Origin of the sequence: Pseudomonas alkylphenolica, assembly GCF_016009175.1 — a bacterium.
Lineage (GTDB): Bacteria > Pseudomonadota > Gammaproteobacteria > Pseudomonadales > Pseudomonadaceae > Aquipseudomonas > Aquipseudomonas alkylphenolica_B.
Window position 1 is genome coordinate 1 of the sequence record NZ_JADUCM010000026.1, and the last position, 24,060, is coordinate 24,060.

Consider the following 24,060-nt stretch of genomic DNA (forward strand, 5'->3'; position numbering starts at 1 on the left):
GACATCTCAAGCTGACGAGCGGCTTCGGTCCTGCCAACCGTCTCAGCCAATGCAACAGCTTGGGCTTTGAACTCATCGGTATAGCTACGGCGGTTAGGTGGGTACATGGCAACCTCCAAGTTAGCGATTTAAGTATCGCTTCTTGGCGTCCGTTGTCACGGGACAGAACCATGCCTACTTTTTCCAAGAAAAAAGTAGGCCGCCGTAAGGGCGGAAGGGGCCGGCAGCCTCGCCACATGGAATGGATAAGCTCACAGCTTCAGCTTCAGCTTCAGCCTGAACATCTATGGAACATCGATGGAACGCCCTGAAGGACCATTTATTTTTCCCGGTAAATTTGAAGTTGCCGGGCGGATCGCCTAAACCCTCTAGCGAGGGCGCGTGTTCAACGCAGGGTAGTGAGGGCTTTCACGTGTCTGTGGCGTAAATCGACCAAGAGAGTACGAGCATGACAAACAAGCTGATCGGCAAGGCAGTGTTACTTGGGCTCCTCAGTACCGCCGCGATTTCCGCGCAGGCAGCACAGGCCGGTGGCGGGGGCTGTGGTTGGGGCAACATGCTGTTCGACGGCCAAAGCGGCCTGGCGCCGCACCTGCTGGCGACCACCACCAACGGCACCTCGGGCAACGCCACCTTTGGCCTGACCTCAGGTACCAACGGTTGCGATTCGAAAGTAAAACTGGGATATGGCGGCCGTTCGTGGCTGGCAATGAACAACATGCTGGAAGGCATCTCCGAAGACATGGCCAAGGGCGGCGGTGAGTCATTGAATGCCTACGCCACCTTGTTGGGCGTGCCCAACGATGATCGCCAACACTTTGCCAGCATCACGCAACAGCATTTCGACGAGATTTTCGCCAACCAGAACGTCACCGCCCAACAGGTCTACAGCAACACCCAGGCGGTGATGAGCCGCGACCCACGCCTGGCGCGCTACGTGCAGGAACCGGGCTAACCACCTGGCGCTTGGTGATCAAGCCCTCCCTGGAGGGCTTTTTCTTGAACAGCCAGGGTGTCGTCGCATTTACCAGCTTCACTGCTGGATTTACCCCAATCATGATCGACTCAAGGACAGAACCGGTGACCATACGAGAACAGGTAGCCGCACTGGAAACCACCGTGGCCCAACAGGTACTGGGGCAGGCCGACACCATTCGGCACGTGATTCTCGGCTTGCTGGCCAATGGTCACGTGCTGCTCGAGAGTTTGCCTGGCCTGGCCAAGACCCGCACCGTCAAGGCGCTGTCCACCCATCTGGACGCGACAATGCGCCGCATTCAGTTCACCCCCGATCTGCTGCCGTCGGACATCACCGGCGGGGAGATCCTTCAGCAAACGGCTGAAGGCAACCAGATCAAGTTTCAGCCCGGCCCGCTGTTCGGCAACGTGATTCTGGCCGACGAAATCAACCGCGCCCCGGCCAAGGTCCAGGCTGCCTTGCTCGAAGCCATGGAAGAGCGCCAGATCACCGTGGCCGGGCAAAGCTACCCGATGCCGGGCCTGTTCATGGTCATGGCGACCCAGAACCCCATCGAGCAAGAAGGCACGTACCCGTTGCCCGAAGCGCAGATGGACCGTTTTCTGATGAAGCTGCAACTGGACTACCCCAAGGTCGAGGATGAGATCCTCGTGCTGCAACTGGTCCGGGCCGAGGAGCAGAAAAACAGCGCGGCCCGTCAGGCACCGATGCAATTGCCTCAGGAGGTGGTTTTTGCTGCGCGCAGCGAGGTCGCCGGGTTGCACGTCAGCGATGCAATCGATCGCTACATGATCGACCTGATCAACGCCACGCGACACCCGGTCGACTATGACCCGGACCTGGCCCGCTGGATCAAGATCGGCGCCAGTCCCCGGGGCGGCATCAGCCTGGACCGGGTGGCGCGGGCGCATGCCTGGTTGGCCGGTAACGACTTCGTGTCGCCCGACGACGTGCGGGCCGTGGTGCATCCGGTACTGCGCCATCGCCTGCAGCTGTCGTATGACGCCATCGCCGACGGGGTAGGCGCCGACCAGGTGCTCGACCGTCTGCTCGACCGTGTCGCCATTCCGGCTTGAGACCATGACGACCTCAACGCTGGATAACCCGCCTGCCGATGGCTTCGTGCATGCCTCGCTCGGGCAACTGATGGCCCTGGAGCACCGTGTACGGGGCTTGAGTTTTCTCGCCCGTCAGCCGCTGTCGAGCATTCTGTCCGGCAACCATGCTTCGCGTTTGCGTGGGCGTGGCCTGAGCTTCGACGAGTTGCGCCGGTACATCCCCGGTGACGACTTGCGTCACCTCGACTGGCGCGCCTCGCTGCGCTACGGCAAACCTTTTGTACGCACGTTCACCGAAGAGCGCGACCGGCCGACCTTGCTGCTGGTGGACCAGCGCATGAGCATGTTCTTTGGCTCGCGGCGCAGCTTCAAGTCGGTGGTCGCCGCCGAGCTTGCGGCAGTCTGCGCGTGGATCGCCTTTCATGCCGGCGACCGTGTCGGTGGCATGGTTTTCGATGACCGTCAGGTGCAGCACATTCGCCCGCTGCGCAGCCGTTCACGGGTCGAAGCCCTGTGCGCCGCGGTTGTGCGCAGCAACCAGCAACTGTCGGCAACCAATCCGGACAACGAAGGCGACGGCCAGCTCGATACCGTGTTGCGCAATTGCATCAGCACCGCCGGGCATGATTGCCTGGTGTGCATCATCAGTGATTTTGCCGGCGCCACGGCACAGACGCTGCAACTGCTGCGCCAGTTGAGTGCACACAACGACGTCATCGCCTTGCAGGTCTATGACCCGCTGGCCTTGAACATACCGGCCTCCGGCCGGGTGACCGTGACCCAGGGCGAGCTGCAGGTTGAGCTGGATGTCGAGCGCCGCCAGGTGTACCGGCCCTTGAGCGAGTTTCTTTCCGGGCGGCTGCGCGAGGTGGCAGACATGCTGCGGCGCAGCCAGGTGCCGCTGATGATGATCGACACCGGCCAGGACCCGCTTGAACAGCTGCGCCGTGAATTGGGGCGGCTGTCCGGGGTGCCACGGTGAGCGCCCCCGTCGTACCGAGTATCGATCAGCTTCAGGTGCTGCCGACGCCGGTGCCGCCGTTCAGTTATGTGCCGCAGACCTGGGGCTGGCTGGTGCTGTTGCTGGTCGTGGTGTTCATTGCGACGCTGTGGGGTATTCGCCGCTGGCGCCGCTGGCAACGGGATCGTTACCGCCGCGAAGCACTGGAACAACTGGAAAACCTGCAGCAGGCGTTGAGTGATTCCGGCCAGCGTCTGGGTGCACTGCGTGCGTTGCCGGCGTTGCTCAAGCGGGTGGCGTTGTCGATGGCCGATGCGCCGCCAGTGCAAAGCCTGAGCGGAGAGCAGTGGCAGGCCTTTCTCAATCAGCGAGCAACAACACCCTTGCCAGACAACTTTGCCGGGCGGCTGTTTACCTTGGCCTATGCCCCGGACACGGCCTTGGCAGGGATCGCAGAACAGGAAGTGACGGCGCTGTTTGCGCTCAGTAAACAATGGATCGAGGCCCATCATGTGGCAGTTTGATTACCCCTGGGTGCTGTTTCTGCTGCCATTGCCCTGGTTGGCTTATCGCTACCTGCGCGACTATCGCGAAGCGCGCAGCGCCTTGCGGGTGCCGTTTTTTTCCGCCATGAGCCGTGCCGCGGGACAGACACCGGGTACCGCTGCTGCCAGCGGCGGGCGCTGGCAACTGCCGCTCAATTGCCTGGTTTGGGCATTGCTGCTGGCTGCCTGCGCACGCCCGGTGTGGGTGGAAAAGGCCATTGAACATGAGCAGCCGATTCGCGACATGATGCTGGCCATCGATATCTCGCAATCGATGCAGACCACCGATTACACCGACGCCAACGGCCAGCAGAGCGACCGTTTGACCGCGGTCAAAGGCGTGGTACGGGACTTCATTGTGCGACGCAAGGACGACCGTATCGGTTTGATCGTGTTCGGTACCGGTGCCTATCCCCAGGCGCCGCTGACCCTCGACCACGCCAGCCTCGGCGTGCTGCTCGATGAAGTCGGCATCGGCATGGCCGGCCCGAACACTGCGTTGGGTGACGCCATCGGCCTGACCATCAAGCTGCTGGACAAAGCCGACGAACAGGAAAAGGTGCTGATTTTGCTCACCGACGGCAATGATACCGGCAGTGCAATCACCCCTGACCATGCGGCACAGATGGCCAGGCAGCGCGGCATCGTCGTGCACACCATCGGTATCGGCGACCCGCAAGCCACGGGGGAGGGCAAGGTTGACCTGCAAACACTGCAGAGCATTGCGCAAACCACCGGCGGTCGCTTTTTCCGCGCCGATGACCGCAACGCGCTGCAGACGGTCTACGCCACCCTCGACCAGATCACGCCGCACAAGGTGAAAACCTTCAGTCACCAGCCCAAGCGCGACCTGTTCTGGTTGCCGCTGGGCGGCGCCTTGTTACTGCTGCTGGTCAGTCATCTACTGGCTGCATTGTTTGGCCGGGTCGCACGCGGTCGCAGCCGCCCGTTACAAGCGGGGCACTGATATGGAACTGGACTTCAGCGTCTTTCACTTTCTGCGCCCGCTCTGGTTGTTGCTGCTCATACCCGCAGCGCTCCTGCCATGGTTGTGGTTGCGCCGCCATGACCTCAAACGCCAACTCAACGGCCTGATTGCCCCGCATTTGCTCGAGCATCTGCTGATCACGCCGGTCGACCATCAACAGGTGCGCCCTGTCTATTTGCTGGCTGCGCTGCTTGCACTGGGAGGCGTGGCCGCTGCCGGGCCAACCTGGCAACAGGACATACCGGATTTTCTCGACAACCGTGCACCGCTGATTATCGCTGTCGACCTGTCGCCGTCGATGGACGCCGATGACGTTCCGCCATCGCGCCTCGCTGCTGCCAAGCACAAACTGCACGATCTTATCCAGCGCCGCGCCGGGGCGCGCACTGCGTTGATCGCCTATGCCGGCAGCGCCCACCTGGTACTGCCCGCCACCGAAGACCCGGAGCTGCTCGACACCTTCGTGCAGGCCTTGTCGACCGACCTCATGGATAACGCCGGCAAGGACGTTGTCGGCGTTATCGGGCAAGCCAAAAAGCTTCTGGATGCAGAAAAAATGCCCGGTACCCTGTTGCTGGTGACCGATGGCGCAGCGCCGGAACAGTTCAAAGCCATTCCCAAATTGCTGTCGGCCACCGATCTGCAGGTGCTGGTGCTGGCGGTCGGCAGCCAGGATGGCGGCCTGCTGCGCGATGCCCGCGGGCAACCGCGCATGGGTAACGATGGACAGCCACTGGTTGCCCGTTTTGATGCCCAGGGCCTCAAGCAACTGGCCAGCGCCGCGGATGCACCGCTGGGCAGCCTGACCCTCAACGATGACGACCTGGACTGGATCGAGCTGCATGCCCAGCAGCATTTCCAGCAAGTGCAGGGCGATACGCAGCAGGTGTACTGGAAGGATGCGGGCTACTGGCTGTGCTGGCCATTGGCGCTGATCGCCCTGTGTTGCGTGCGCCGTGGCTGGCGGGTGCACTGGCTCGGCAGCGTGCTGGTGGCGGTGCTGTTGAGCGCCAGCCCCGACACCGCGCGGGCCGGGGCGTTTGCCGACGCCTTTTTTACCCCGGACCAGCAAGGCCGCTGGGCGTTCGAGCACGGGCATTTTCCTCAGGCAGCGGCGCACTTCAGCAACCCGTACTGGAAAGGCCTGGCCGCCTATAACGCGGCTGACTACGACGCCGCAATGGCCAGTTTTGCCCGCCTGGACACGGCGTCGGCACATTTCTACCTCGGCAACATCTACGTGCATCGGTTCAAGTTCAGCCAGGCCATTGCGGCCTACCAGCAGGCGCTTAAAAAGCAGCCTGACTTTCCCCAGGCGACGGCCAACCTCGTCTTGGCCCAGGCCTTGTTGAAGGACTATGAAGACCAGCAAGAGGCCGGTACGCCGGATGAAAAGGCCGACAAGGTGGTCGAGGACCAGACCCCGAGCACCGGCGGCAAGGAGCAGCAGCAAACCACGCCGCAAGCGGCCTCCGACCAGCTGTGGCTGAACAACCTGACGACATCGCCGGCGCAGTTCCTCAAGCGCAAGTTCAGGCTCCAGGACGCGGCACGGCAACAGGCCGGGGAGGGTTCGCCATGAGGTGGCTGGTATATGGCCTGCTACTGTTCCCGCTGGTTGCGCTGGCAGTCCCCGATGTCCGGGTGCAAAACCGCCTGGTGCCGGAAACCGGCGTCATGGTCGGCGCCACCCTGACCATGGAGGTCGACCTGCTGGTTGATACCTGGTTCACCGCGGCGCCCGTACTGGCACCACTGAGCCTGCCGGGCAGCGTGGTGACACCGCCTGGCGGCGAAGCCCAGCACCTCAACGAACAACTGGATGGCAAAGCGTTTTACGGCTTGCGCTACACCTACCAGATCACACCGCAAGCGGCGCAGCAGTTCGACATTCCGGCGCTGCAGTTTCAGGTCCGGCCGGGGCAGGGCGACGGTCCGGTGACGGTGAGCAGTCAGCCCTTGAGTTTTGTCGCCAAGGCGCTTGCCGGTGTCAAGGCAGGTGATACGCATCCGCTGGTGGCCAGCAAGGTGACCTTCAGCCAACAGGCTCTGCATTCCCATGACCCGCTGCGGGTGGGCGACAGCATTACCCGTACTGTCACCGTTGAGGCCGAAGGCGCCCAGGCCATGCTGATTCCACCGCTGGCGTTTGCCGAGGTCGACGGCCTGAAACGCTATGTGCAAACCCCCAAGGTTACGCCGCTCAGTGATGGCCGCGGCGGCACCCTGGGCGGCAGGCGTGAAGACAGCGTGACCTATGTGGTTGCTAAAGCCGGTACGTACAACCTGCCTGCGATGACCCTCGACTGGTGGGACGCCAGCACCGGTGAGGCGCACAGTACGTCGGTCGACAAGCTGACTTTCGACGCTGCCGAGGGGACTTACACCGCGCCGTTTTCCATCACCCAGGACCTGCGCGATCTTGGCCAGAAGGCTCACGTTCGACTTGCCGGGCACTGGCTCCTGGCACTAACCGTGGTGATGCTGGCGGCAGGTCTGATCTACTTCGGCCGCCCTTGGGCCCAGGCCGCACGCGACGGGTTCCGGCGCTGGAGCGCCGAGCGGCGCAGCGCCTGGCTGGCATCGCCCGAATTTGCCCGGCGACAGGCCCGTGAACAGTTGAGCGCCAGGCCGCCGCAACTGGGTGCGTTGTACCTGTGGGTGCGGCGCAGTACCGGGCTGCGAACCCTCGCACAAATTTGTGCACAATCGCCCGACAGCAACGCCAAACGTTCACTAGACTTGCTCAGGATTCGCTATGGCACTGCCGTCTCGACTGAGGATGAGGCGGCCCCGCTGGTTCAGGCGCTCGAGGCGTTGCAACCGCAGCTGGCCCCGGTGAAGGTCAGCACGGCGCGCCATGGATTGAAATCGTTGAACCCCTGACTCATGCGAGTCGGGCACCAGGGAACTGTCCAAGGACGTCATATGCCTCAGAAGATCGCAAAACACTGGATTGTGATGCTGCTGTTGCTGATGCCGCTGTTCAGTCAGGCCGCGGACCCGTTGCCATCCTGGTACAACGGCGCCTCGCGCGGGGCCATCGAGAAATTTGTCGCTGCGGTGACCGAGCAGGGCGGCAAGGACTACGTGGCGCCAGCAGAGCGCATCGCCGTGTTCGACAACGACGGCACGCTGTGGAGCGAGCAGCCGATGTACTTCGAAGTGCTGTTTGCCCTGGACGAAGTCAAACGCCTGGCCCCGCAACACCCCGAATGGAAAACCCAGCAGCCGTTCAAGGCAGTCCTTGAAGGCGACCAGAAGGCACTGGCGGCCAGCGGTATGGACGGCATGCTGAAAATTGTCGCTGCCACCCATGCCGGAGTGAGTACCGAAGCGTTCATTGCCCAGACCCGCAGCTGGCTGGCGAAAACAGTCCACCCCAAAACCGGCAAGCCCTATACCGAAATGGTTTTCGCACCAATGCTGGAGTTGCTCCAGTACCTGCGTGAAAACGGCTTCAGGACCTACATCGTGTCCGGTGGCGAAGTGGCTTTCATGCGCGCGTTTGCCGAAGAGGTCTACGGTATCCCGCCCGAGCAGGTCATCGGCACTACGCTTGACGCCCGCTTCCAGGACAAAAATGGCGAGCTGACCATCCAGCGCTTGCCAAAACTGGTGCACAACGACGATGGCCCGGGCAAACCGGTCAGCATCGACTCCATTATCGGCCGCCGCCCGATCCTGGCCTTTGGCAACTCCGACGGTGACCTGCAAATGCTCCAGTGGACCATGGCCGGCCCCGGCAAACGCTTTGCCGGGCTGGTTCACCATACCGACAGCAAACGCGAGTGGGCGTACGACCGCGACAGCAAGGTCGGGCGCCTGGACAAGGCACTGGAAGCGGCACGCAACAACAACTGGGTGGTCGTGGACATGGCCCGGGAATGGCGACGCGTCTACCCGTTTGAAAGCATTCAGGAGTAGTGATCAACACACCGCAGGCGCAAAGGGATTTCGTTCAGCAGTCGAGTCCTCTGATGCACGTAGTCGTGGCACATGCCAGTAACGTGAAACGGAGAAATGGCCTTATGAAACTCAGAAGTAGGTGGCTTACAACAATGACACTCGCCGCCTCGGTGGCGTTAGGCGCGGGGGCAGTGCATGCGGCGGAAAAGCCGAACATTCTGGTGATCTTTGGCGATGACATCGGGCAAACCAACATCAGCGCCTATGGCAAGGGTGTGGTGGGGTACCAAACGCCCAACATCGACCGGATCGCCAAAGAAGGCATGCTGTTTACCGACTATTACGCGGAAAACAGCTGCACCGCAGGCCGTTCAACCTTCATCACCGGCCAGTCGGCGCTGCGTACCGGTCTGTCCAAGGTCGGCATGCCCGGGGTACCGGTCGGCCTGCAGGCGCGTGACGTGACCATCGCCCAGGCGCTCAAGGCCCAGGGTTATGCCACTGGGCAGTTCGGCAAGAACCACCTGGGGGACAAGGACGAGTACCTGCCGACCAACCACGGCTTCGACGAGTTCTTCGGCAACCTCTACCACCTCAACGCGGAGGAGGAGCCGGAGCGTCCGTACTGGCCGAAGGACGACGCGGCGTTCGTCAAGGCCGCTACGCCGCGGGGCGTGATCAAGTCCAGTGCCGACGGCAAGATCGAAGACACCGGCGCGCTGAACAAGAAGCGCATGGAAACCATCGACGATGAGACCACTCAAGCGGCGATGGACTTCATCGACAAACAGGTCAAGGCCGACAAGCCGTTTTTTGTCTGGATGAACACCACCCGCATGCATGCCTTCACCCACGTCCGCGAGTCCATGCAGGGCCAGAGCGGTATGCCGGGCAACGACTATGCCGACGGCATGCTGGAGCACGACGGTGACGTCGGCAAACTGCTGAAGAAACTCGATGACCTGAAAATCACCGACAACACCATCGTCGTCTACACCACCGACAACGGCCCGAACCAGTGGTCCTGGCCTGATGCGGCAACCACGCCGTTCCGCAACGAGAAAAACTCCAACTGGGAAGGTGCCTTCCGTGTGCCTGCGATGATTCGCTGGCCGGGCAAGATCAAGCCCGACACCACCTCCACCCAGCTGTTCTCGGGGCTCGACTGGTTCCCGACGCTGCTTGCTGCGGTGGGTGACACCGACATCAAGGAGCGTCTGCTCAAAGGAACCGACCTGGGTGGCAAGAACTTCAAGGTGCACCTCGACGGCTACAACCAGCTGGACTACCTGACCGGCAAAGCCGACAAGAGCGCACGTACCGAGTTCTACTACTTCAGCGATGACGGTGATCTGGTGTCCATGCGCATGGGCGACTGGAAAATTGTCTACTGTGAGCAACGTGCACCTGGCGGCCTGCAAGTGTGGAGTGAACCGTTCGTGTGCCTGCGGGTACCGAAACTGTTCAACCTGCGCATGGACCCGTATGAAAGGGCAGACGTGGTTTCCGACCAGTACTACGACTGGCTGACCAAGAACGACTACCTGCTGATGCAGGCCACGCAAAAGGCAGCCGGCTTCCTGCAAACCTTCGTTGACTACCCGCCTAGCCAACGCCCGGCGAGCTTCAGCATCGACCAGATCCGTGCTGACGTAGACAAGAAAATCGAAGAGAAGATGAAGAAGTAAGGCCGTGCCAGCGCCCGTCAAACGACGGGCGCTTTTTTTACGACTTGTATTTCGGATAGCTGCTGATCCGATAAGGCCAATTGATGCGTTCAGCCGTCAACTCCACCCGGTCCCGAAGCGCCGCTGCACAAGAGGTAGGCAAACGCCTGTCGCTGCAGCTGCTGATTCCCGCCTCTTTGCTTTGTGTTTCCGGTGCTGCGGCGCTGGTGTACCAGGTGCTATGGGTCAAACAACTGTCGCTGGTGGTGGGGGTGGAGGTGTACGCCATCACCACCGGCATCAGTGCATTTTTTGCCGGGCTGGCCTTGGGCGGCCTGGTGTTCGGGCGCTGGGCCGACCGCCTGCAGCGCCCGGTGAGGCTGTATGCCGGCCTGGAACTGGCGGTGGCCGTGCTGGGTGTGCTCAGTACCCTGGCCCTGGCCAATGCCGCCGGACTGTTTGCCCGGCTGGAGGCCAGCGTTGGCTTGCTGGCCTGGCTGCTGCCGTTTTTGCTGGTGGGCGTCCCTGCTTTTTTGATGGGGGGCACGCTGCCCGTGCTGGTGAGGGCGCTGACGCCGGCCCAGGGGCAAATGGCTGAAGCCGGCGGTCGCCTGTATGCGGCCAATACGGCCGGGGCGATTCTCGGCACCTTGCTCGCAGCTTTTGTTCTGTTGCCTCAGCTCGGCGTCACCGGTAGCGCCCTGGTGGCGGCCAGCCTGAACCTGGTGGCCGCGGCCGGGGCCTGGCTGTCGTGCCGCGCAGCCCCAGCGCTGGTACCCGCACCGCCTGCCGCTGCCTCGCCGCGCAACGCCAGTGCCACCCTGGCAATCGCCCTGTATTGCCTGGCCGGGGGCGTGGCGCTGGGCTATGAAGTGGTGTGGACGCAGTCCATTGTTCAGTTCATGAGTACCCGCGCGTTCGCCTTTGCCGTGGTGCTGGCGACGTACCTCGCCGGCCTGGTACTGGGCAGCGCCATTTACGCCCGGCGTGCCGACCGGATCAGTGATCCCTGGGGCTTGTTCGGCCTGCTGATTGCCCTGGCCGGGTTGCTGGCACTGGTGCAGATCGCCGGGCTTGGCCGTTGGTTGATTATTGCCCAGACGCAAGTGGAGGCCTTGGTCCTGCAGGTGACCGGCAATGAGCTGGCCGGCATGTGCGCACGCTTTGCCACCGCCGCCTTATGCGTGGTGTTCCTGCCTACCACACTGCTCGGTGCGGCCTTTCCCCTGGCCCTGAGATTGTGCGCCGACAGTACCCAGGCGGGCCGGGATGTCGGTGCGGTGGTGGGGCTGAACACCCTGGGAGGTATCGCTGGCGTCATGCTCACCGGCTTCGTGCTGGTGCCACAGCTGGGGCTGGTACGCACGCTGGTGGTGCTTGCCTTGCTGGCGGCAGCCATCGGCTGCGTGGTTATCTGGCGCGGCGTTGCGGTGCGTCCGGGGATGCGCGCGGCGATCCTCGGCGTGACCCTGGCCTCGCTGGTCATCGGTGTCTTGACCCCGCCCCAGCGCCTGGCACAGTTGCTCCCGGGCGCACGCGGCGGCCAGATCACGTTTTATCAGGAAGGGCGTGGCGGCACGGTGGCCGTGGTGTCCCAGGAACGCGGGGCGCGTACATTCAGCCGCCTGTACATCCAGGGCGTGTCCAATACCGGCGATGCCATGCCGTCGTTGCGCTACATGCGCCTGCAGGCATTGTTGCCGTTGTTGATTCACCACGGCGAGCCACGTTCGGCCATGGTCATCGGCTTTGGAACCGGCATTACCGCCGGGGCCATGTTGCGCTATCAGGGGCTGCAACGCCCGGTGGTGGCGGAATTGCTGCCAGAGGTACTGGCCGCAGCACCGTTGTTTACTGGCAACTTCAATGCAATCAGCGACCCGCGCCTGGACATCCGCCTGCGCGATGGCCGCCGGGAGCTGTTGCGCAGTGCCGAACGCTACGACCTGATCACCCTGGAGCCCCCACCACCTTCAGCCGCCGGCGTGGTCAACCTCTACTCAAGGGACTTCTATCAACTGGCGGCCGAGCGTCTTGAAGCCGACGGTATCGTCGCCCAATGGTTGCCGTTGCCGACCCAGAACGAAGACGACAGCCGTTCGCTGGTACGCAGTTTCCTGGATGTTTTCCCGCATGCCTCGCTGTGGACCACCGAGTTTCACGAGATGCTCCTGGTTGGCTCGCTGACACCACAGGAGCTGGACTACACGCGGATCAGCCAGCGCTTTGCCGAACCGCCAGTGGCCAAGGCCCTGGCGGAAGTAGGGGTGGATTCCGTGAATGCCTTGCTGGCCACCTGGGTGACCGACCGCGACGGGCTGGAGCGCTTTGCCGGCCAGGCCCGGGCGGTGACCGATGACCAGCCGCGGATCGAGTACGCACCCTGGGTGCGCGCCAAGGAGATCACCCGGGTGTTGCCGCAACTGTTGGCATTGCGCAAGGCGCCACCGTTGCTCAATGCCGATGTTGGCCAGCGGGCGGCGGTCGAGGACCAGTGGCAGGTACTGCAGCGCTTTTATGGCTTGACCTTGCTGGCCTACAACGGTAACCGCGAGGGCTGGGCGCGCGAGGCGCGGTTGTTGATGCAAGGGGAGGGGCGCAACCCGTATTTCCGCTGGTTCATGGGCGGTGGGCAGTAAACAGCCCGCTGTGTACTCATGCCCGCAATGGGGAAGGGGCGTGTCAAGGTGTCCGGGCCGTGGTGAGCTACGCTTGATCAGGCGCGCGATCGTCCGGTAACTGCGGCCGGTTGTCTGCTAATCGCAAGCAGTCACGGAGACACCCTGACGATGCAAACGCCGGTCAAACCCCGCAGCACCCTCAACCCGCCGGTGTTCTATACCAGTGCCGTGCTGATATTCCTGCTGGTGCTGTATGCCGTGGTGTTCCAGGAACAGGCACAAAGCCAGTTCAACCATGTCCAGCAGTGGATTTTCACCAACGCCAGCTGGTTTTACATCCTCGCCGTCGCGCTGATCCTGATCAGCGCGGTGTTCCTGGCTATAAGCCGTTATGGCGACATCAAGCTGGGCCCCGACCACAGTGAGCCGGAGTACCGCAGCAGAAGCTGGTTTGCCATGCTGTTTTCTGCCGGCATGGGCATCGGCCTGATGTTTTTCGGCGTGGCCGAGCCGGTCATGCATTTCACCAGCCCGCCGGTGGGCGAGGCGGGCACGGTGCAGGCGGCCCGCGAGGCGATGAAAATCACCTTCTTCCATTGGGGCCTGCATGCCTGGGCGATCTACGCCATCGTCGGCCTGATCCTGGCGTATTTCAGTTTCCGCAAAGGCCTGCCGCTGACGCTGCGTTCGGCGCTTTATCCGCTGATTGGCGAGCGTATCTACGGTCCCATTGGTCATGCCGTAGACGTGTTTGCGATCCTCGGCACGGTGTTTGGTGTTGCCACCTCACTGGGCTACGGGGTATTGCAGATCAACAGTGGTTTTCATCACCTGTTCGGGGTGCCGGTGAACACCACGGTGCAGATCATCCTGATTGCCGTGACCTGCGGGTTGGCGACGTTGTCGGTGGCCAGCGGTCTGGACAAGGGTATCCGCATCCTTTCAGAACTCAACCTGGCATTGGCCGTGGTGTTGATGTGCTTCGTGCTGCTGCTGGGGCCTACGGTGTTCCTGCTGCAGGCGTATGTGCAGAACACCGGGGCTTACCTGTCCGACATCGTCAACAAGACCTTCAACCTGTATGCCTACGAGCCGACCGACTGGATCGGCGGCTGGACCTTGCTGTACTGGGGCTGGTGGCTGTCGTGGTCACCGTTCGTTGGCCTGTTCATTGCCCGCATCTCCCGTGGGCGGACCATCCGTGAGTTCATTTGCGGGGTATTGTTTGTACCGGCCGGTTTCACCCTGTTGTGGATGACGGTGTTCGGTGATTCAGCGCTGCACATGATCCTCAACGAGGGCATCACCGACCTGGCGGCAGTGGTCGACCAGGACAGCTCGCTGGCGTTGTTCGCCTTCCTTGAGCATTTCCCGTTTTCGTCGCTGATCTCGATGCTCGCGGTGCTGATGGTGGTGGTGTTCTTTGTCACCTCCGCTGACTCCGGCGCTTTGGTCGTGGACATGCTGGCGTCTTCCGGGCATGACCATTCACCGCTGTGGCAGCGGATTTTCTGGTCGGTGAGCATCGGGATAGTGGCAATCGCGCTGCTGCTGGCCAACGGCTTGAAGGCCCTGCAAACGGCAACCATTGCCAGTGCGTTGCCGTTCTCGCTGATCCTGCTGGCCTCGATCTGGGGCTTGTACCGGGCGCTCAACCTCGACGCGACCCGCCAGGGCTTGCGCTACCAGGCGCTGCCGTCGCCCCGGCATGCCGCGCATTCGTTCGGGGGTTGGCAGCGGCGGCTGCGCAACATTGCCATGATGCCGCGGCGCTCACACGTCACCCGGTTTATCGCCGAGGTGGTCAGGCCGGCCTGTGACGAGGTGGCGGAAGAGCTGCGCAAGCAAGGTTACGACGTGGCCGTCGACGAGCAGGACGATGGGCGCATTACCCTGGAACTGGACCATGCTGGCGAAGGGCGCTTTCTCTATGAAGTGCGTCCCCGCGCTTTCGTGATGCCCAGCTTCGTGCTGCAGGAAAGCGATGAGGGCAGCGAGGCACGCAAGTACTTTCGCGCTGAAGTGCACCTGCGCGAAGGCGGGCAGGATTACGACATCATGGGCTGGAGCCGCGAGGATGTGATCGGCGACATCCTCGATCAGTACGAGCGGCACTTGCACTACCTGCACATGGTGCGTTGAACCGCAGCTGTCAGCCGCCAAGCCTTTGAGCCACCGCCTGCACCTGCTGGCGCAGCCAGCGCCGCAACGGGTCGGCATCGGTGCGGGCATGCCAGATCTGCATCACCTCGACCCGTGGCAGCGCCAACGGCAGCGGGTACAGGCGCAGGTCGGCATCATGTTCCACCGCCTCGACCGCCAGTGAGCGCAGGCAGGTCAGCAGCATGTCGGTGCCGCGAATCAGCCGGCTCGGGGCGATAAAGCTCGACAGTCCCGCCGCGATTCGCCGCTTCAGGCCTTTGGCCTGCAACGCTTTGTCCACCACGCCGTCGAGGTCGCCGGTGAGGGTGGTCAGCAGGTGCTCGCAGGCCAGGAAGGCATCGAGGTCCAGCCCCTTGCCCAGTCGTGTATTGCCCTTGGAGGCGAGCACGACAAAGTCTTCGCTGAGCAGGCGTTGCTGGTGGAAGGTATCCGGCAGGTCGGTATAGAAACCGGCAATGGCGACGTCGCAAGTGCCTTTTTCCAACGCTTCACGCGGCAACTGACCGCGGGTGTTGTGTGTGATCAACACCAGGTTGGGCGCCTGGCTGCGCAGTATCGGCAGCAGGCCGGGCAGCAAGGTTTGCTCGACGTAGTCGGTGCTGTAGAGGTGGATGCGTTCGGTGCGGGCGAGAAAATCGCTGCCGTCGCAGTGCTCATAGAAGGCCTCCAGTTCCCCCACCAGGCGTTGCACTTGCGGGGCCAGTTCATGCGCACGCGGGGTCGGCGACAGGCCACGCGGTGCGCGAACGAACAAAGGGTCGCCCAGTTGCTGGCGCAGCTTGTTCAGCTTGTGGCTCAACGCCGGCTGGCTGAGGGCCATGCGCGTGGCGGCCAACGAGGCATTGCGCTCCTGGTAGAGCACATGAAACACCAGCAGCAGGTTCAGGTCCTTCTTGTTGATATTCATATTTTAAATGCCAGAAATTAAAGCTTTCGAATTTTCGAATCTTAGCGACTTGTCTAGGATAGTGGCTACTGACATCGCTGACCCTCAGGAGACCCCATGACCATCAGCATCTTTGCGACAATCCGCCCCAAACCCGAGCACCGTGACGCCGTCGAACAAGCCCTGCGGGTCATGGTCGAGCGCTCGCGTGCCGAGCCGGGCAACCTGCGTTACGACCTGTTCGAGCGCGAAGGTGGTGAGCTGGCCTTCGACCTGTTCGAGCTTTATGTCGATGCTGCGGCGGTTGAAGCTCACCGCCAGAGTGCCCACTACCAGGCCTATCGGGCCGCCACGGGTGAGTGGGTAGCCGCCCCGGTCGAGGTACGCCTGGGCCGTGCGCTGGACCTGGCACCGTTCGAGGGAGCAGGGGCATGAGCCGGCGCACACTGACCAAGGTGGCCCTCGCTTTGGCCGGCACATTGCTGGCCGGCACTGCGGCTGCGGCGTCCAAGGGCGAAGTGCTGGTGCTGCTGTCCAGCGAACACCAGCTGCCCCTGCAAGGTGGCAAGCAGTACACCACCGGCTATTACCTCAACGAGTTCGGCGTACCGGCCGACGAACTGATCAAGGCCGGCTACACGCTGGTGCTGGTAACGCCGAAGGGCAATGCCCCGCGTGTCGACAAGACTTCGATCGACCCTTCGTACTTCGCTAAAGACGCCGCGCAAATGCAGCGCATCCAGACCCTGGTTGACGGCCTGCCCGGCATCCACGACAGCCTGTCACTGGGTGAGGTACTGGCCGGGGACCTGGACCGTTATGCCGGGCTGCTGATCCCAGGTGGCCATGCGCCGCTGATTGATCTGGCCAACAACCCGCAGGTAGGCGCCTTGCTGCGCCATTTCCATCAGGCTGGCAAGCCCACGGCCGCCATTTGCCATGGCCCGATCGCGCTGCTCTCGGCGCAGCAGGACCCAGCCGCTTACCACGCGGCGCTCAGCCGCGGCGAAACGCCCGCGGCCAGCAACTGGATCTATCAGGGCTACCGCATGACCATCTTCTCGGACCCGGAAGAGCAGGTGTTCGAAGGTTCGCTCAAGGGTGAGCGCCTGCTGTTCTACCCGGCCAAGGCCATGGCCGGTGCGGGCGGCAACATGAGTTATGCGCAAGCGTGGATGCCCAATGTGGTGGTGGATCGCGAGCTGATCACCGGGCAAAACCCGTTCTCGGATCACGCACTGGCCAAAGCGCTGGTGGAAAAGCTCGACGCCCAACAGAAAGATTGACCCCCGCCCCCCTTGTACGGACAGATTGCGCGGTCTAAGGACAGATCGCGCAGCGATTTGCGGCAGCTACCGCTCTGTAACATTTAGTTTCATGTGTGGCCTCAATAGTGACCAGCCCAACGCTGTCATCTATGAGGCTGCACCGTGTTTCAACGTCTTTTGTGTTCGCTGTCTGTCCTGAGCCTTTCCATCGCCGCCGCCCAGGCCGCGACCCTCGATACGCCGCGGCTGGCGAGTATCGACAACTTCCGTGATGTCGCCGGTACCACCAGCGCGTACACCACGCGCAACGATGGCACGATGCGTGCCGGGGTGTTCTACCGCTCCAACGCCTTGACGCCATCGGCCGCCGACCTTGCCACCCTCAATGGCCTGGGTATCCGCGCCATCTACGACCTGCGCACGCCCAGCGAGATCGCCGCCACCCCCGACACCCTGCTCACCGGGGCGACCTACCGCAACATCGACATTATTGGCAGCGGGACGTCCGGGGCCAATATCACCACCGTCTCGATCAGCAGTGCGGCCCAGGCCATGGCGATGATGCAGGACGCCAACCGCAGCTTTGTCAGCGATGCCGGCATGCGCAACCAGTTCGCGGCGCTGTTCACGGCACTGGCCGATGTCGACGGCGCGGCGTTGTTTCACTGCACGGCCGGCAAGGACCGCACCGGCTGGACCTCGGCAGTGCTGTTGAGCCTGGCAGGCGTCGATAACGCCACGATCATGGCGGACTACCTGGCGACCAATGACTACACCGCCGCGCGCGTGGCCAAGACCCTGGCCGCGATGCCGGCGAGCATGGCCGCGATTTATGGCCCGATGCTCACGGTCGACGCGAGCTTCCTGCAAGCCGGGCTGGACGAAGTGATCAGCCAGTACGGCAGCATGGACAACTACCTCAAGACCGGCCTGGGCCTGTCGCAAGAGACGCTCTACGTGCTGCGCGCCAAACTGGTCGAATACAACAGCCTGCCGGGCCAGGCCGGATTGCTCGGCAACGCCGCGGCGGGTGCCGGCCTGTTGCAACAGCTGCAGAACAGCAGCCTGTCGGGCGCCGATACGGCTTATAACTTCTACCTGCAATCGGCCATTGATGACGGCACCCTTGGCGGTGTCGAGTCGACGGTTGGCGGCCAGGTGCATGCCGATGCGGCCAGCTACCTGCTGCGTCAGGATGCGCTGATAGACCAGGCTGCAACGCCCTACACCCGGGGTACCGAGCTCAAGGTCGGGCAATACCGTCTGTGGAGTACCGCGCTGGCCAGCTACCTGGGCACCGATGGTTCGAACCACGCCGCCAGCAGCAACGAACACAGCCAGGGCATGATGGTCGGCCTGACCCAGCGCTTCTCGGAACAGCTCAGCGCCTACGCCGGTATTGGCTACAGCAACGGCTCGGTGGGTGGCGCCGGCGGCGAGGTGGATACCGACCTCAGCTTCATCCGTGCCGGTGCACGTTTTGCGCCCGATGGCCTGGAGCACGGGGTGTTCGTCGACGCCGATGCCAGCGCCGGCTGGCTGGACTACGACAGCAAACGCGACCTGGGCGGTGGCCTGGGCACGGCCAAAGGCGACAGCCACGGTACCCTCACAGGCGCCAGCCTGGCCTTGGGCTATCGCACACCGGTGAACGGCGTTGTATTTGAACCGACCCTCGGCGTGCGCGCCAGCCATCTGGAAATCTCCGACTTCACGGAAAAAGGCAGCGAACTGGCGCTGGCGGTAGACGGCATCAACGAGACCCGTACCAGCGCCTTCGTCAACCTCAATGCGTCGTTCAGCGCGTTTGACGTCGGCGCCTGGCAATGGGTGCCGGGTATCGACGTAGGCTATGAGCACGTGCTGGGCGATAACACCCTCGACAGCCAAGGGCACTTGCTCGGACTGGATGTTGAACAGCGTGCCGCGTTTGATAACCGCGACCAGTTCAGTGCCGGGGTCAACCTGATGGCGACCTTGGGGGCTTTGAGTGTCGGTGCCGAGGTAGGTGCCAGCGGTGGCGGCGACAGCCACGGTGCCAGTGGCAGCCTCAAGGCCAGTTACCTGTTCTGATTGTCAGCCTGGTGCTCTGCCGCCCATGCAGAGCGTCGGGCGCTTGCGTACGTCGGCCGGGCTTACGCCGTAAGCGCCCTGGAAGTACTGGCAGAACCTGCCGACGTTGCTGAAGCCGTGCTGCAGGGCCACCTCGGAGACCGATGGCGCGCCATCGCTGGCCAATGCTGAATAGGCCCGCTCCAGGCGGATCTGGCGTTGGTAGGCAACAATCGAAGTGCCGGCAAAGCGCTGAAAACCGTCCTGCAGCGCGCGCAGGCTGGTGCTGCTCAGCTGTGCCAGTTCACTGCCGCCGACCCGCGCGTGGGGATGGCTGTGGATGTAATCCATGGCCAGCTTCACATGGCGCGGTGCAATCTGCGGCGCCGGGCGGCGCAGGGCGTCAGTGAAATTGTGCGGCCAGGCCTCCAGTACCGCATCAATGAACATTTCCTGAAGACGGACCGGCATCAACGAACCGGTGTTGATCAGCAGGTCGAACTCGTTACCGGTGGCCAGTTGCACCAGGGCACGAATGCCTTGCAACGCCGGTGCGTCAAGGTTCACCCGCGGCTCGAAGCGCAACGGCTGTACGATCGGTTTGCCCAATAGCGTCGACAATCGCTCGGTGAGCAGCGCACGGCGTATCGAAAGACCGTGCTGAGTATGGCCGTCGACCACGCGCATCGAGTGCATGTCACGCTTGTCGATGGCCAGGCCGACGCCGCTCAGGCCTGCCGATTCACTGGCCTGGTTGAAAATGATGGTGCCGGCGGTGGGCAGTACGAAGGTGATTTCGTCTGCGGGGCTGGGGAGCGTGATGGTGAAGTCGCCCCGGTAATGCATGTGCCGAAAGCTGACGCCTTCATAGCGGCCATAGACGCCACCGATAACGATGTCCCGGGGCAGCGGCGGAGTATCGGCATAGAGGTTGCCGAACAGCTGGGCGAACATCGCCCCGAATGCATCGCTGTTCATCACGTCAGCGCGAAGGATGATGGGCTTGCGGGTTGTGCTGGAGTACACCGTGAGTGTCGCCTTGAACAGGAGCGCGGGCCGGCGCGGGAGTGCGCAGCGACGCTAGCAGCGCGCGATGACAAATGTATGACTTGGCTCAGGCTGCGTTGAGGACCTTCGACTAGACTCACACGCTGGATTCAAGGCATTAACGGACGCGAGGCTTTGTTCATGGCAAAAGACAAGAAAGATTCTGATAAGCGCAAGCCCTCAAAAGATACCAAGTTGAAGAACAAGGACTACCTCGAGCAATTGCGCTTGCTGCATGTCGAGCTGGTCAAGATGCAGGAGTGGGTGAAGGAAAAAGGCGTCAAGGTCTGCATTCTGTTCGAAGGCCGCGATGGTGCCGGCAAGGGTGGGACCATCAAGGCCCTGACCGAGCGGGTGAGCCCGCGGGTGTTTCGCGTGGTGGCGCTGCCTGCGCCCAACGACCGTGAAAAAAGCCAGATGTACCTGCAGCGCTATCTGCCGCACCTGCCGGCCGCTGGTGAAGTGGTGATCTTTGACCGCAGCTGGTACAACCGCGCCGGTGTCGAGCGGGTGATGGGGTTTTGCACCCAGGAGCAGGCTGAAGGTTTCCTCAACGCCGTACCGGCGGTCGAGCGCGCAATCATCGATTCGGGTGTGATCCTGCTCAAGTACTGGCTGGAAGTCAGTGAAGAGGAACAGACCCGTCGCCTTGAAGCACGCATCGAGGATGGGCGCAAAATCTGGAAACTGTCGCCCATGGACCTCAAGTCGTACAGCCGCTGGTATGACTATTCACGTGCCCGCGACGACATGTTCAAGGCCACCGACACCGGACATGCGCCCTGGTTCGTGGCCGACTCGAACGACAAACGCCGCGCGCGGCTGAACATCATCGCCGACATCCTCAGCCACATTCCCTACAAAGAGATCCCGCGCGAGAAGGTCAAACTGCCGAAGCGGCAGAAGCCTGGCAATTATCGAGAGCCCAATTACCAGTTCAAACGGGTGGTCGAGCAGTACTGACAACTGCTCTACGTGCCCATCGCAGGCAATGCCTGCGATGGGGCGCGCAGGGCGTCTTTAGCCGGCGTGCTCACGCCGCCACAGGGCCGGTGTCTTGTTGAACTGCGCCGTGAACCAGCGCGTGAACGAACTGGGCATCGAGTACCCGAGCATGTCGGAGATGCGCCCCAGCGAGTAGCCCGGGTTGTTCAGGTAACGGATGACCAGGTCGCGGCGCACACAGTTGAGCAAGTCGCTGAAGCTGGTGCCGTCGGCCTCCAGGCGCCGCTGCAGGGTGCGCACGTTCAGGCCCTGGATCAGCGCCACCTGCTCGGGTGTGGCTTTGCCCATCGGCAGCAGCAGGTAGATGGACTTGCGCACTTCAAAGGCCAGGCTGTGATCGTTCTTGCCCCTGAGCGAATTCAGGTAGCGCTCGGCATGGCGGGCCAGAGCCTGGTTGCCCAGCGGGTTGGCGGCGTCGAGGTTGGCGGCGGGGCAGGCGATGCCGTTGAACTCGCAGCCGAACTCCACTTTGCAGCCGAAGACACGCCGGTGCACCGCAAGGTCGTTCGGTGCCTCGTGGGTAAAACAGACGTACAGCGGCTGCCAGTGCACCCCCAGCAAGGCAGCGCAGAAGCGATGCAGAATGGCGGTGGCCAACTCGATGGACTGGCGGTTGCGAGTGCCTCGCTCGGTGATGAGTTCCTGGCGGATGATGACCGTCTTGCCGGTTTCCTCGATGAAGATCGCCAGGGAATCATTGAGCAGGTGCCGATACTGCACGATCACGTTCAACGCATCGCGCAGGGTGTGCTGGTGGCTGAGCAACAGGCTGACTTCGCCAAAATCTGCCAGGTTGCGCAGTTCGGCCATGCGCAGCCCCAGGGTTTCGCAGCGGGTAAGCTGTGCGGTGCGCTCCAGCAGCTCAACCGCAGGCTGGGCCGGGATGTGCTGCTTGCTGTCGGCGATGACCTCAGGGCAAAAGCCTGCCTCACGCAGCAGGGCGTCGCCGTCAAACTGCAGATGGCGGGTGACCTCCAGGTAATTGCTCAGCACGGCGGTACGGGCTAATAAAGTCATGGTGTCTTTCACCTCCCTTTGCTGACATCTGACATCCGGCGCGCCAGGCGCACTGTTATAGACGGTTAGTAGGCTGATCTGTACAGGTCGTCATCAAAAGACAAAAAGCTGACGCGAAAAGTGAAGCGCTGTGCGTGGTCGAAAATTACTGTGCAACGACATAACAGACGCAGGAAGTCGTTCCGTGGTGAAAACAAAAAAAATTCCACCTGCTCACAACGCCTACAACTACCCGTTGTTGATCAAAAGCCTGTTGCTGTCGGGCGTGCGCCATGCCCCGGAGCAGGAAATCGTCTCTGGTCATACGCTGCGCTACAACTACCGCACGCTCAACACGCGTATCCGCCAATTGGCCAACGCGCTGACCAACGCCGGGGTAAAGCCGGGCGATACCGTGGCGGTGATGGACTGGGACAGCCATCGCTACCTGGAGTGCTTCTTTGCCGTACCCATGATCGGCGCCGTGTTGCACACCGTGAACATTCGCCTGTCGCCCGAACAGATTGTCTACACCATGAACCACGCCGAAGACGACCTGGTGCTGGTGCATGACGATTTCCTGCCCCTGCTCGAGCCGATTGCCGACCAGCTGACCACGGTCAAAGGCTACATCCAGCTCAGCGATACCGGCGCAGCAGCTACCGGGCTGCCGGTGCTGGGCGAGTACGAAAGCCTGCTGGCCGAGGCCGATGGCGTTTACGACTTTCCCGACTTCGATGAAGACTCGGTGGCCACCCTGTTCTACACCTCCGGCACCACCGGCAACCCCAAGGGCGTTTACTTCTCGCACCGTCAGCTGGTGCTGCACACCCTGAGTGCGGTTGGCACGCTCGGCGCTTACAAGGGCCTGCCGCTGCTGCGTTCGGACGATGTCTACATGCCCATCACGCCAATGTTCCATGTGCATGCCTGGGGCGTGCCCTATGTCGCCACCCTGATGGGGATCAAGCAGGTGTACCCGGGGCGCTACGAGCCCAATAATCTGGTGCGCCTGTACCGCGAAGAAAAGGTCAGCTTCTCGCATTGCGTGCCGACCATCCTGCAGATGATCCTCGACAGCGCTGAAGCCGCGACGACGGACCTCGCCGGCTGGAAAATGCTGCTTGGCGGCAGTGCCTTGACCCACGGCGTAGCGGCCCAGGCAACCGGGCGCGGCATGAGCATTCATTGTGGCTACGGCATGTCCGAGACCTGCCCGATCCTCTGCACCACCTACCTGCGTGAGTCCGACTATGCGTTGCCGGCGCATGAACAGGTGTCGGCGCGGATCAAGACCGGTGTTCCCGGTGCGCTGGTGGATCTGAAGATCATCGACGCCAACGGCAAGGCGCTGCCCCACGATGGCAGCGCGCAAGGCGAGATCGTGGTGCGCGCACCCTGGCTGACCCAGGGCTACCTGAAAGAGCCGGAGCAGGGCGCTCAGCTGTGGGAAGACGGCTGGTTGCACACCGGTGACATTGCCTCCATCGATGCCCTGGGCGTGGTGGAGATCAAGGACCGCATCAAGGACGTGATCAAGACCGGCGGGGAATGGATCAGCTCGCTGGAGCTGGAAACCCTGATCAGCGAACACCCGGCGGTTGCCTCGGTGGCGGTGGTCGGTATTCCTGACCCGCAATGGGGCGAACGCCCGGTGGCGCTGGTGATCTGCGCGGCCAATGAACAGGTGGATGCCAACGCCCTGAAGACCCACCTGAACCAGTATGTTGAAAGCGGGCGCATCAACAAATGGGCAATCCCCAAGGAGATCCGCTTTGTAGCCGACATCCCGAAAACCAGTGTTGGCAAGATCAACAAGAAGCTGATCCGGGAAAACGAGTTGTCGATGTAATCCCTTCGCGGGTAAACCCGCTCCCACAAGGGGAGTGCAACGGCTGAGACCAGCACTGCACCT

The 24,060-nt window shown here is 62.4% G+C and carries 19 protein-coding genes; 16 read left to right on the forward strand and 3 right to left on the reverse strand.

Annotated elements, in window-relative coordinates; translation table 11 throughout:
* Positions 1-448 precede the first annotated feature (448 nt).
* The 11 genes from I5S59_RS19510 (at position 449) to I5S59_RS19560 (ending at position 14,870) form a co-directional block, all read left to right on the forward strand.
* Positions 449-955: a DUF3015 domain-containing protein gene (locus I5S59_RS19510; protein WP_197878081.1), complete on the forward strand. Its 507-nt coding sequence runs from the start codon at positions 449-451 to the stop codon at positions 953-955.
* A gap of 125 nt (positions 956-1,080) precedes the next feature.
* The gene (locus tag I5S59_RS19515; protein ID WP_197878082.1) at positions 1,081-2,055 is read left to right on the forward strand and encodes an AAA family ATPase; all 975 of its coding nucleotides are present in this window, start codon (positions 1,081-1,083) and stop codon (positions 2,053-2,055) included.
* 4 nt (positions 2,056-2,059) lie between these two features.
* A complete protein-coding gene (locus I5S59_RS19520) occupies positions 2,060-3,019 on the forward strand; it encodes a DUF58 domain-containing protein (protein WP_197878083.1) in 960 nt (319 codons plus the stop codon).
* Complete coding sequence (locus tag I5S59_RS19525; protein WP_197878084.1) at positions 3,016-3,522, forward strand: DUF4381 domain-containing protein; 507 nt, start codon at positions 3,016-3,018, stop codon at positions 3,520-3,522. Before I5S59_RS19520 ends, I5S59_RS19525 begins: the two co-directional genes overlap by 4 nt.
* Positions 3,509-4,510, forward strand: coding sequence for a vWA domain-containing protein (locus tag I5S59_RS19530; protein ID WP_197878085.1), 1,002 nt, complete (start codon positions 3,509-3,511; stop codon positions 4,508-4,510). Before I5S59_RS19525 ends, I5S59_RS19530 begins: the two co-directional genes overlap by 14 nt.
* A gap of 1 nt (position 4,511) precedes the next feature.
* Positions 4,512-6,113, forward strand: a complete 1,602-nt coding sequence (locus tag I5S59_RS19535; protein WP_197878086.1) for a VWA domain-containing protein — start codon at positions 4,512-4,514, stop codon at positions 6,111-6,113.
* Complete coding sequence (locus tag I5S59_RS19540) at positions 6,110-7,417, forward strand: BatD family protein (RefSeq protein WP_197878087.1); 1,308 nt, start codon at positions 6,110-6,112, stop codon at positions 7,415-7,417. The genes I5S59_RS19535 and I5S59_RS19540 overlap by 4 nt, the downstream gene beginning before the upstream one ends.
* Before the next feature lie 42 nt (positions 7,418-7,459).
* Positions 7,460-8,458, forward strand: a complete 999-nt coding sequence (locus I5S59_RS19545) for an HAD family hydrolase (protein ID WP_197878088.1) — start codon at positions 7,460-7,462, stop codon at positions 8,456-8,458.
* A 104-nt stretch (positions 8,459-8,562) separates the two neighbouring features.
* Positions 8,563-10,128, forward strand: coding sequence for an arylsulfatase (locus I5S59_RS19550; RefSeq protein WP_197878089.1), 1,566 nt, complete (start codon positions 8,563-8,565; stop codon positions 10,126-10,128).
* 83 nt (positions 10,129-10,211) lie between these two features.
* Positions 10,212-12,746, forward strand: coding sequence for a fused MFS/spermidine synthase (locus I5S59_RS19555; RefSeq protein ID WP_197878090.1), 2,535 nt, complete (start codon positions 10,212-10,214; stop codon positions 12,744-12,746).
* Positions 12,747-12,896: 150 nt separating this feature from the next.
* On the forward strand, positions 12,897-14,870 hold the full coding sequence (locus I5S59_RS19560; protein WP_197878091.1) for a BCCT family transporter: 1,974 nt from the start codon (positions 12,897-12,899) through the stop codon (positions 14,868-14,870).
* 10 nt (positions 14,871-14,880) lie between these two features.
* Here the strand turns inward: I5S59_RS19560 and I5S59_RS19565 are convergent, their stop codons facing one another.
* Complete coding sequence (locus I5S59_RS19565) at positions 14,881-15,798, reverse strand: LysR family transcriptional regulator (protein ID WP_197878092.1); 918 nt, start codon at positions 15,796-15,798, stop codon at positions 14,881-14,883.
* Between the two features lie 96 nt (positions 15,799-15,894).
* Between I5S59_RS19565 and I5S59_RS19570 the strand changes: the two genes are divergently transcribed.
* The 3 genes from I5S59_RS19570 to I5S59_RS19580 all read left to right on the forward strand — a co-directional run bounded on the left by I5S59_RS19570 (position 15,895) and on the right by I5S59_RS19580 (position 19,118).
* Complete coding sequence (locus tag I5S59_RS19570) at positions 15,895-16,212, forward strand: putative quinol monooxygenase (RefSeq protein ID WP_197878093.1); 318 nt, start codon at positions 15,895-15,897, stop codon at positions 16,210-16,212.
* Positions 16,209-17,063, forward strand: coding sequence for a type 1 glutamine amidotransferase domain-containing protein (locus tag I5S59_RS19575; RefSeq protein WP_197878094.1), 855 nt, complete (start codon positions 16,209-16,211; stop codon positions 17,061-17,063). The genes I5S59_RS19570 and I5S59_RS19575 overlap by 4 nt, the downstream gene beginning before the upstream one ends.
* A gap of 144 nt (positions 17,064-17,207) precedes the next feature.
* The gene (locus I5S59_RS19580) at positions 17,208-19,118 is read left to right on the forward strand and encodes a tyrosine-protein phosphatase (RefSeq protein WP_197878095.1); all 1,911 of its coding nucleotides are present in this window, start codon (positions 17,208-17,210) and stop codon (positions 19,116-19,118) included.
* A 3-nt stretch (positions 19,119-19,121) separates the two neighbouring features.
* On the opposite strand, the gene I5S59_RS19585 is transcribed toward I5S59_RS19580, so the two are convergent.
* The gene (locus I5S59_RS19585; RefSeq protein ID WP_332262088.1) at positions 19,122-20,123 is read right to left on the reverse strand and encodes an AraC family transcriptional regulator; all 1,002 of its coding nucleotides are present in this window, start codon (positions 20,121-20,123) and stop codon (positions 19,122-19,124) included.
* 162 nt (positions 20,124-20,285) lie between these two features.
* Between I5S59_RS19585 and ppk2 the strand changes: the two genes are divergently transcribed.
* Entirely contained in the window at positions 20,286-21,107 is an 822-nt protein-coding gene (gene ppk2, locus I5S59_RS19590; RefSeq protein WP_197878096.1) for a polyphosphate kinase 2, read from the forward strand.
* A 57-nt stretch (positions 21,108-21,164) separates the two neighbouring features.
* Here the strand turns inward: ppk2 and I5S59_RS19595 are convergent, their stop codons facing one another.
* Positions 21,165-22,166 carry an AraC family transcriptional regulator gene (locus I5S59_RS19595; RefSeq protein WP_197878097.1) on the reverse strand — a complete coding sequence of 334 codons (1,002 nt, stop codon included), beginning with the start codon at positions 22,164-22,166 and terminating at the stop codon, positions 21,165-21,167.
* A gap of 184 nt (positions 22,167-22,350) precedes the next feature.
* On the opposite strand from I5S59_RS19595, the gene I5S59_RS19600 reads away from it, so the two are divergent.
* Positions 22,351-23,997, forward strand: a complete 1,647-nt coding sequence (locus I5S59_RS19600) for a fatty acid--CoA ligase (protein WP_197878098.1) — start codon at positions 22,351-22,353, stop codon at positions 23,995-23,997.
* Positions 23,998-24,060 lie beyond the last annotated feature (63 nt).

What these genes read in the sequence shown, in the direction of transcription:
- I5S59_RS19510 (WP_197878081.1), top strand. Translation starts at nt 449, where the DNA reads ATGACAAACAAGCTGATCGGCAAGGCAGTGTTACTTGGGCTCCTCAGT.
- I5S59_RS19520 (WP_197878083.1), top strand. Translation starts at nt 2,060, where the DNA reads ATGACGACCTCAACGCTGGATAACCCGCCTGCCGATGGCTTCGTGCAT.
- I5S59_RS19530 (WP_197878085.1), top strand. Translation starts at nt 3,509, where the DNA reads ATGTGGCAGTTTGATTACCCCTGGGTGCTGTTTCTGCTGCCATTGCCC.
- I5S59_RS19535 (WP_197878086.1), top strand. Translation starts at nt 4,512, where the DNA reads ATGGAACTGGACTTCAGCGTCTTTCACTTTCTGCGCCCGCTCTGGTTG.
- I5S59_RS19540 (WP_197878087.1), top strand. Translation starts at nt 6,110, where the DNA reads ATGAGGTGGCTGGTATATGGCCTGCTACTGTTCCCGCTGGTTGCGCTG.
- I5S59_RS19545 (WP_197878088.1), top strand. Translation starts at nt 7,460, where the DNA reads ATGCCTCAGAAGATCGCAAAACACTGGATTGTGATGCTGCTGTTGCTG.
- I5S59_RS19550 (WP_197878089.1), top strand. Translation starts at nt 8,563, where the DNA reads ATGAAACTCAGAAGTAGGTGGCTTACAACAATGACACTCGCCGCCTCG.
- I5S59_RS19555 (WP_197878090.1), top strand. Translation starts at nt 10,212, where the DNA reads ATGCGTTCAGCCGTCAACTCCACCCGGTCCCGAAGCGCCGCTGCACAA.
- I5S59_RS19560 (WP_197878091.1), top strand. Translation starts at nt 12,897, where the DNA reads ATGCAAACGCCGGTCAAACCCCGCAGCACCCTCAACCCGCCGGTGTTC.
- I5S59_RS19565 (WP_197878092.1), bottom strand. Translation starts at nt 15,798, where the DNA reads ATGAATATCAACAAGAAGGACCTGAACCTGCTGCTGGTGTTTCATGTG.
- I5S59_RS19570 (WP_197878093.1), top strand. Translation starts at nt 15,895, where the DNA reads ATGACCATCAGCATCTTTGCGACAATCCGCCCCAAACCCGAGCACCGT.
- I5S59_RS19575 (WP_197878094.1), top strand. Translation starts at nt 16,209, where the DNA reads ATGAGCCGGCGCACACTGACCAAGGTGGCCCTCGCTTTGGCCGGCACA.
- ppk2 (WP_197878096.1), top strand. Translation starts at nt 20,286, where the DNA reads ATGGCAAAAGACAAGAAAGATTCTGATAAGCGCAAGCCCTCAAAAGAT.
- I5S59_RS19595 (WP_197878097.1), bottom strand. Translation starts at nt 22,166, where the DNA reads ATGACTTTATTAGCCCGTACCGCCGTGCTGAGCAATTACCTGGAGGTC.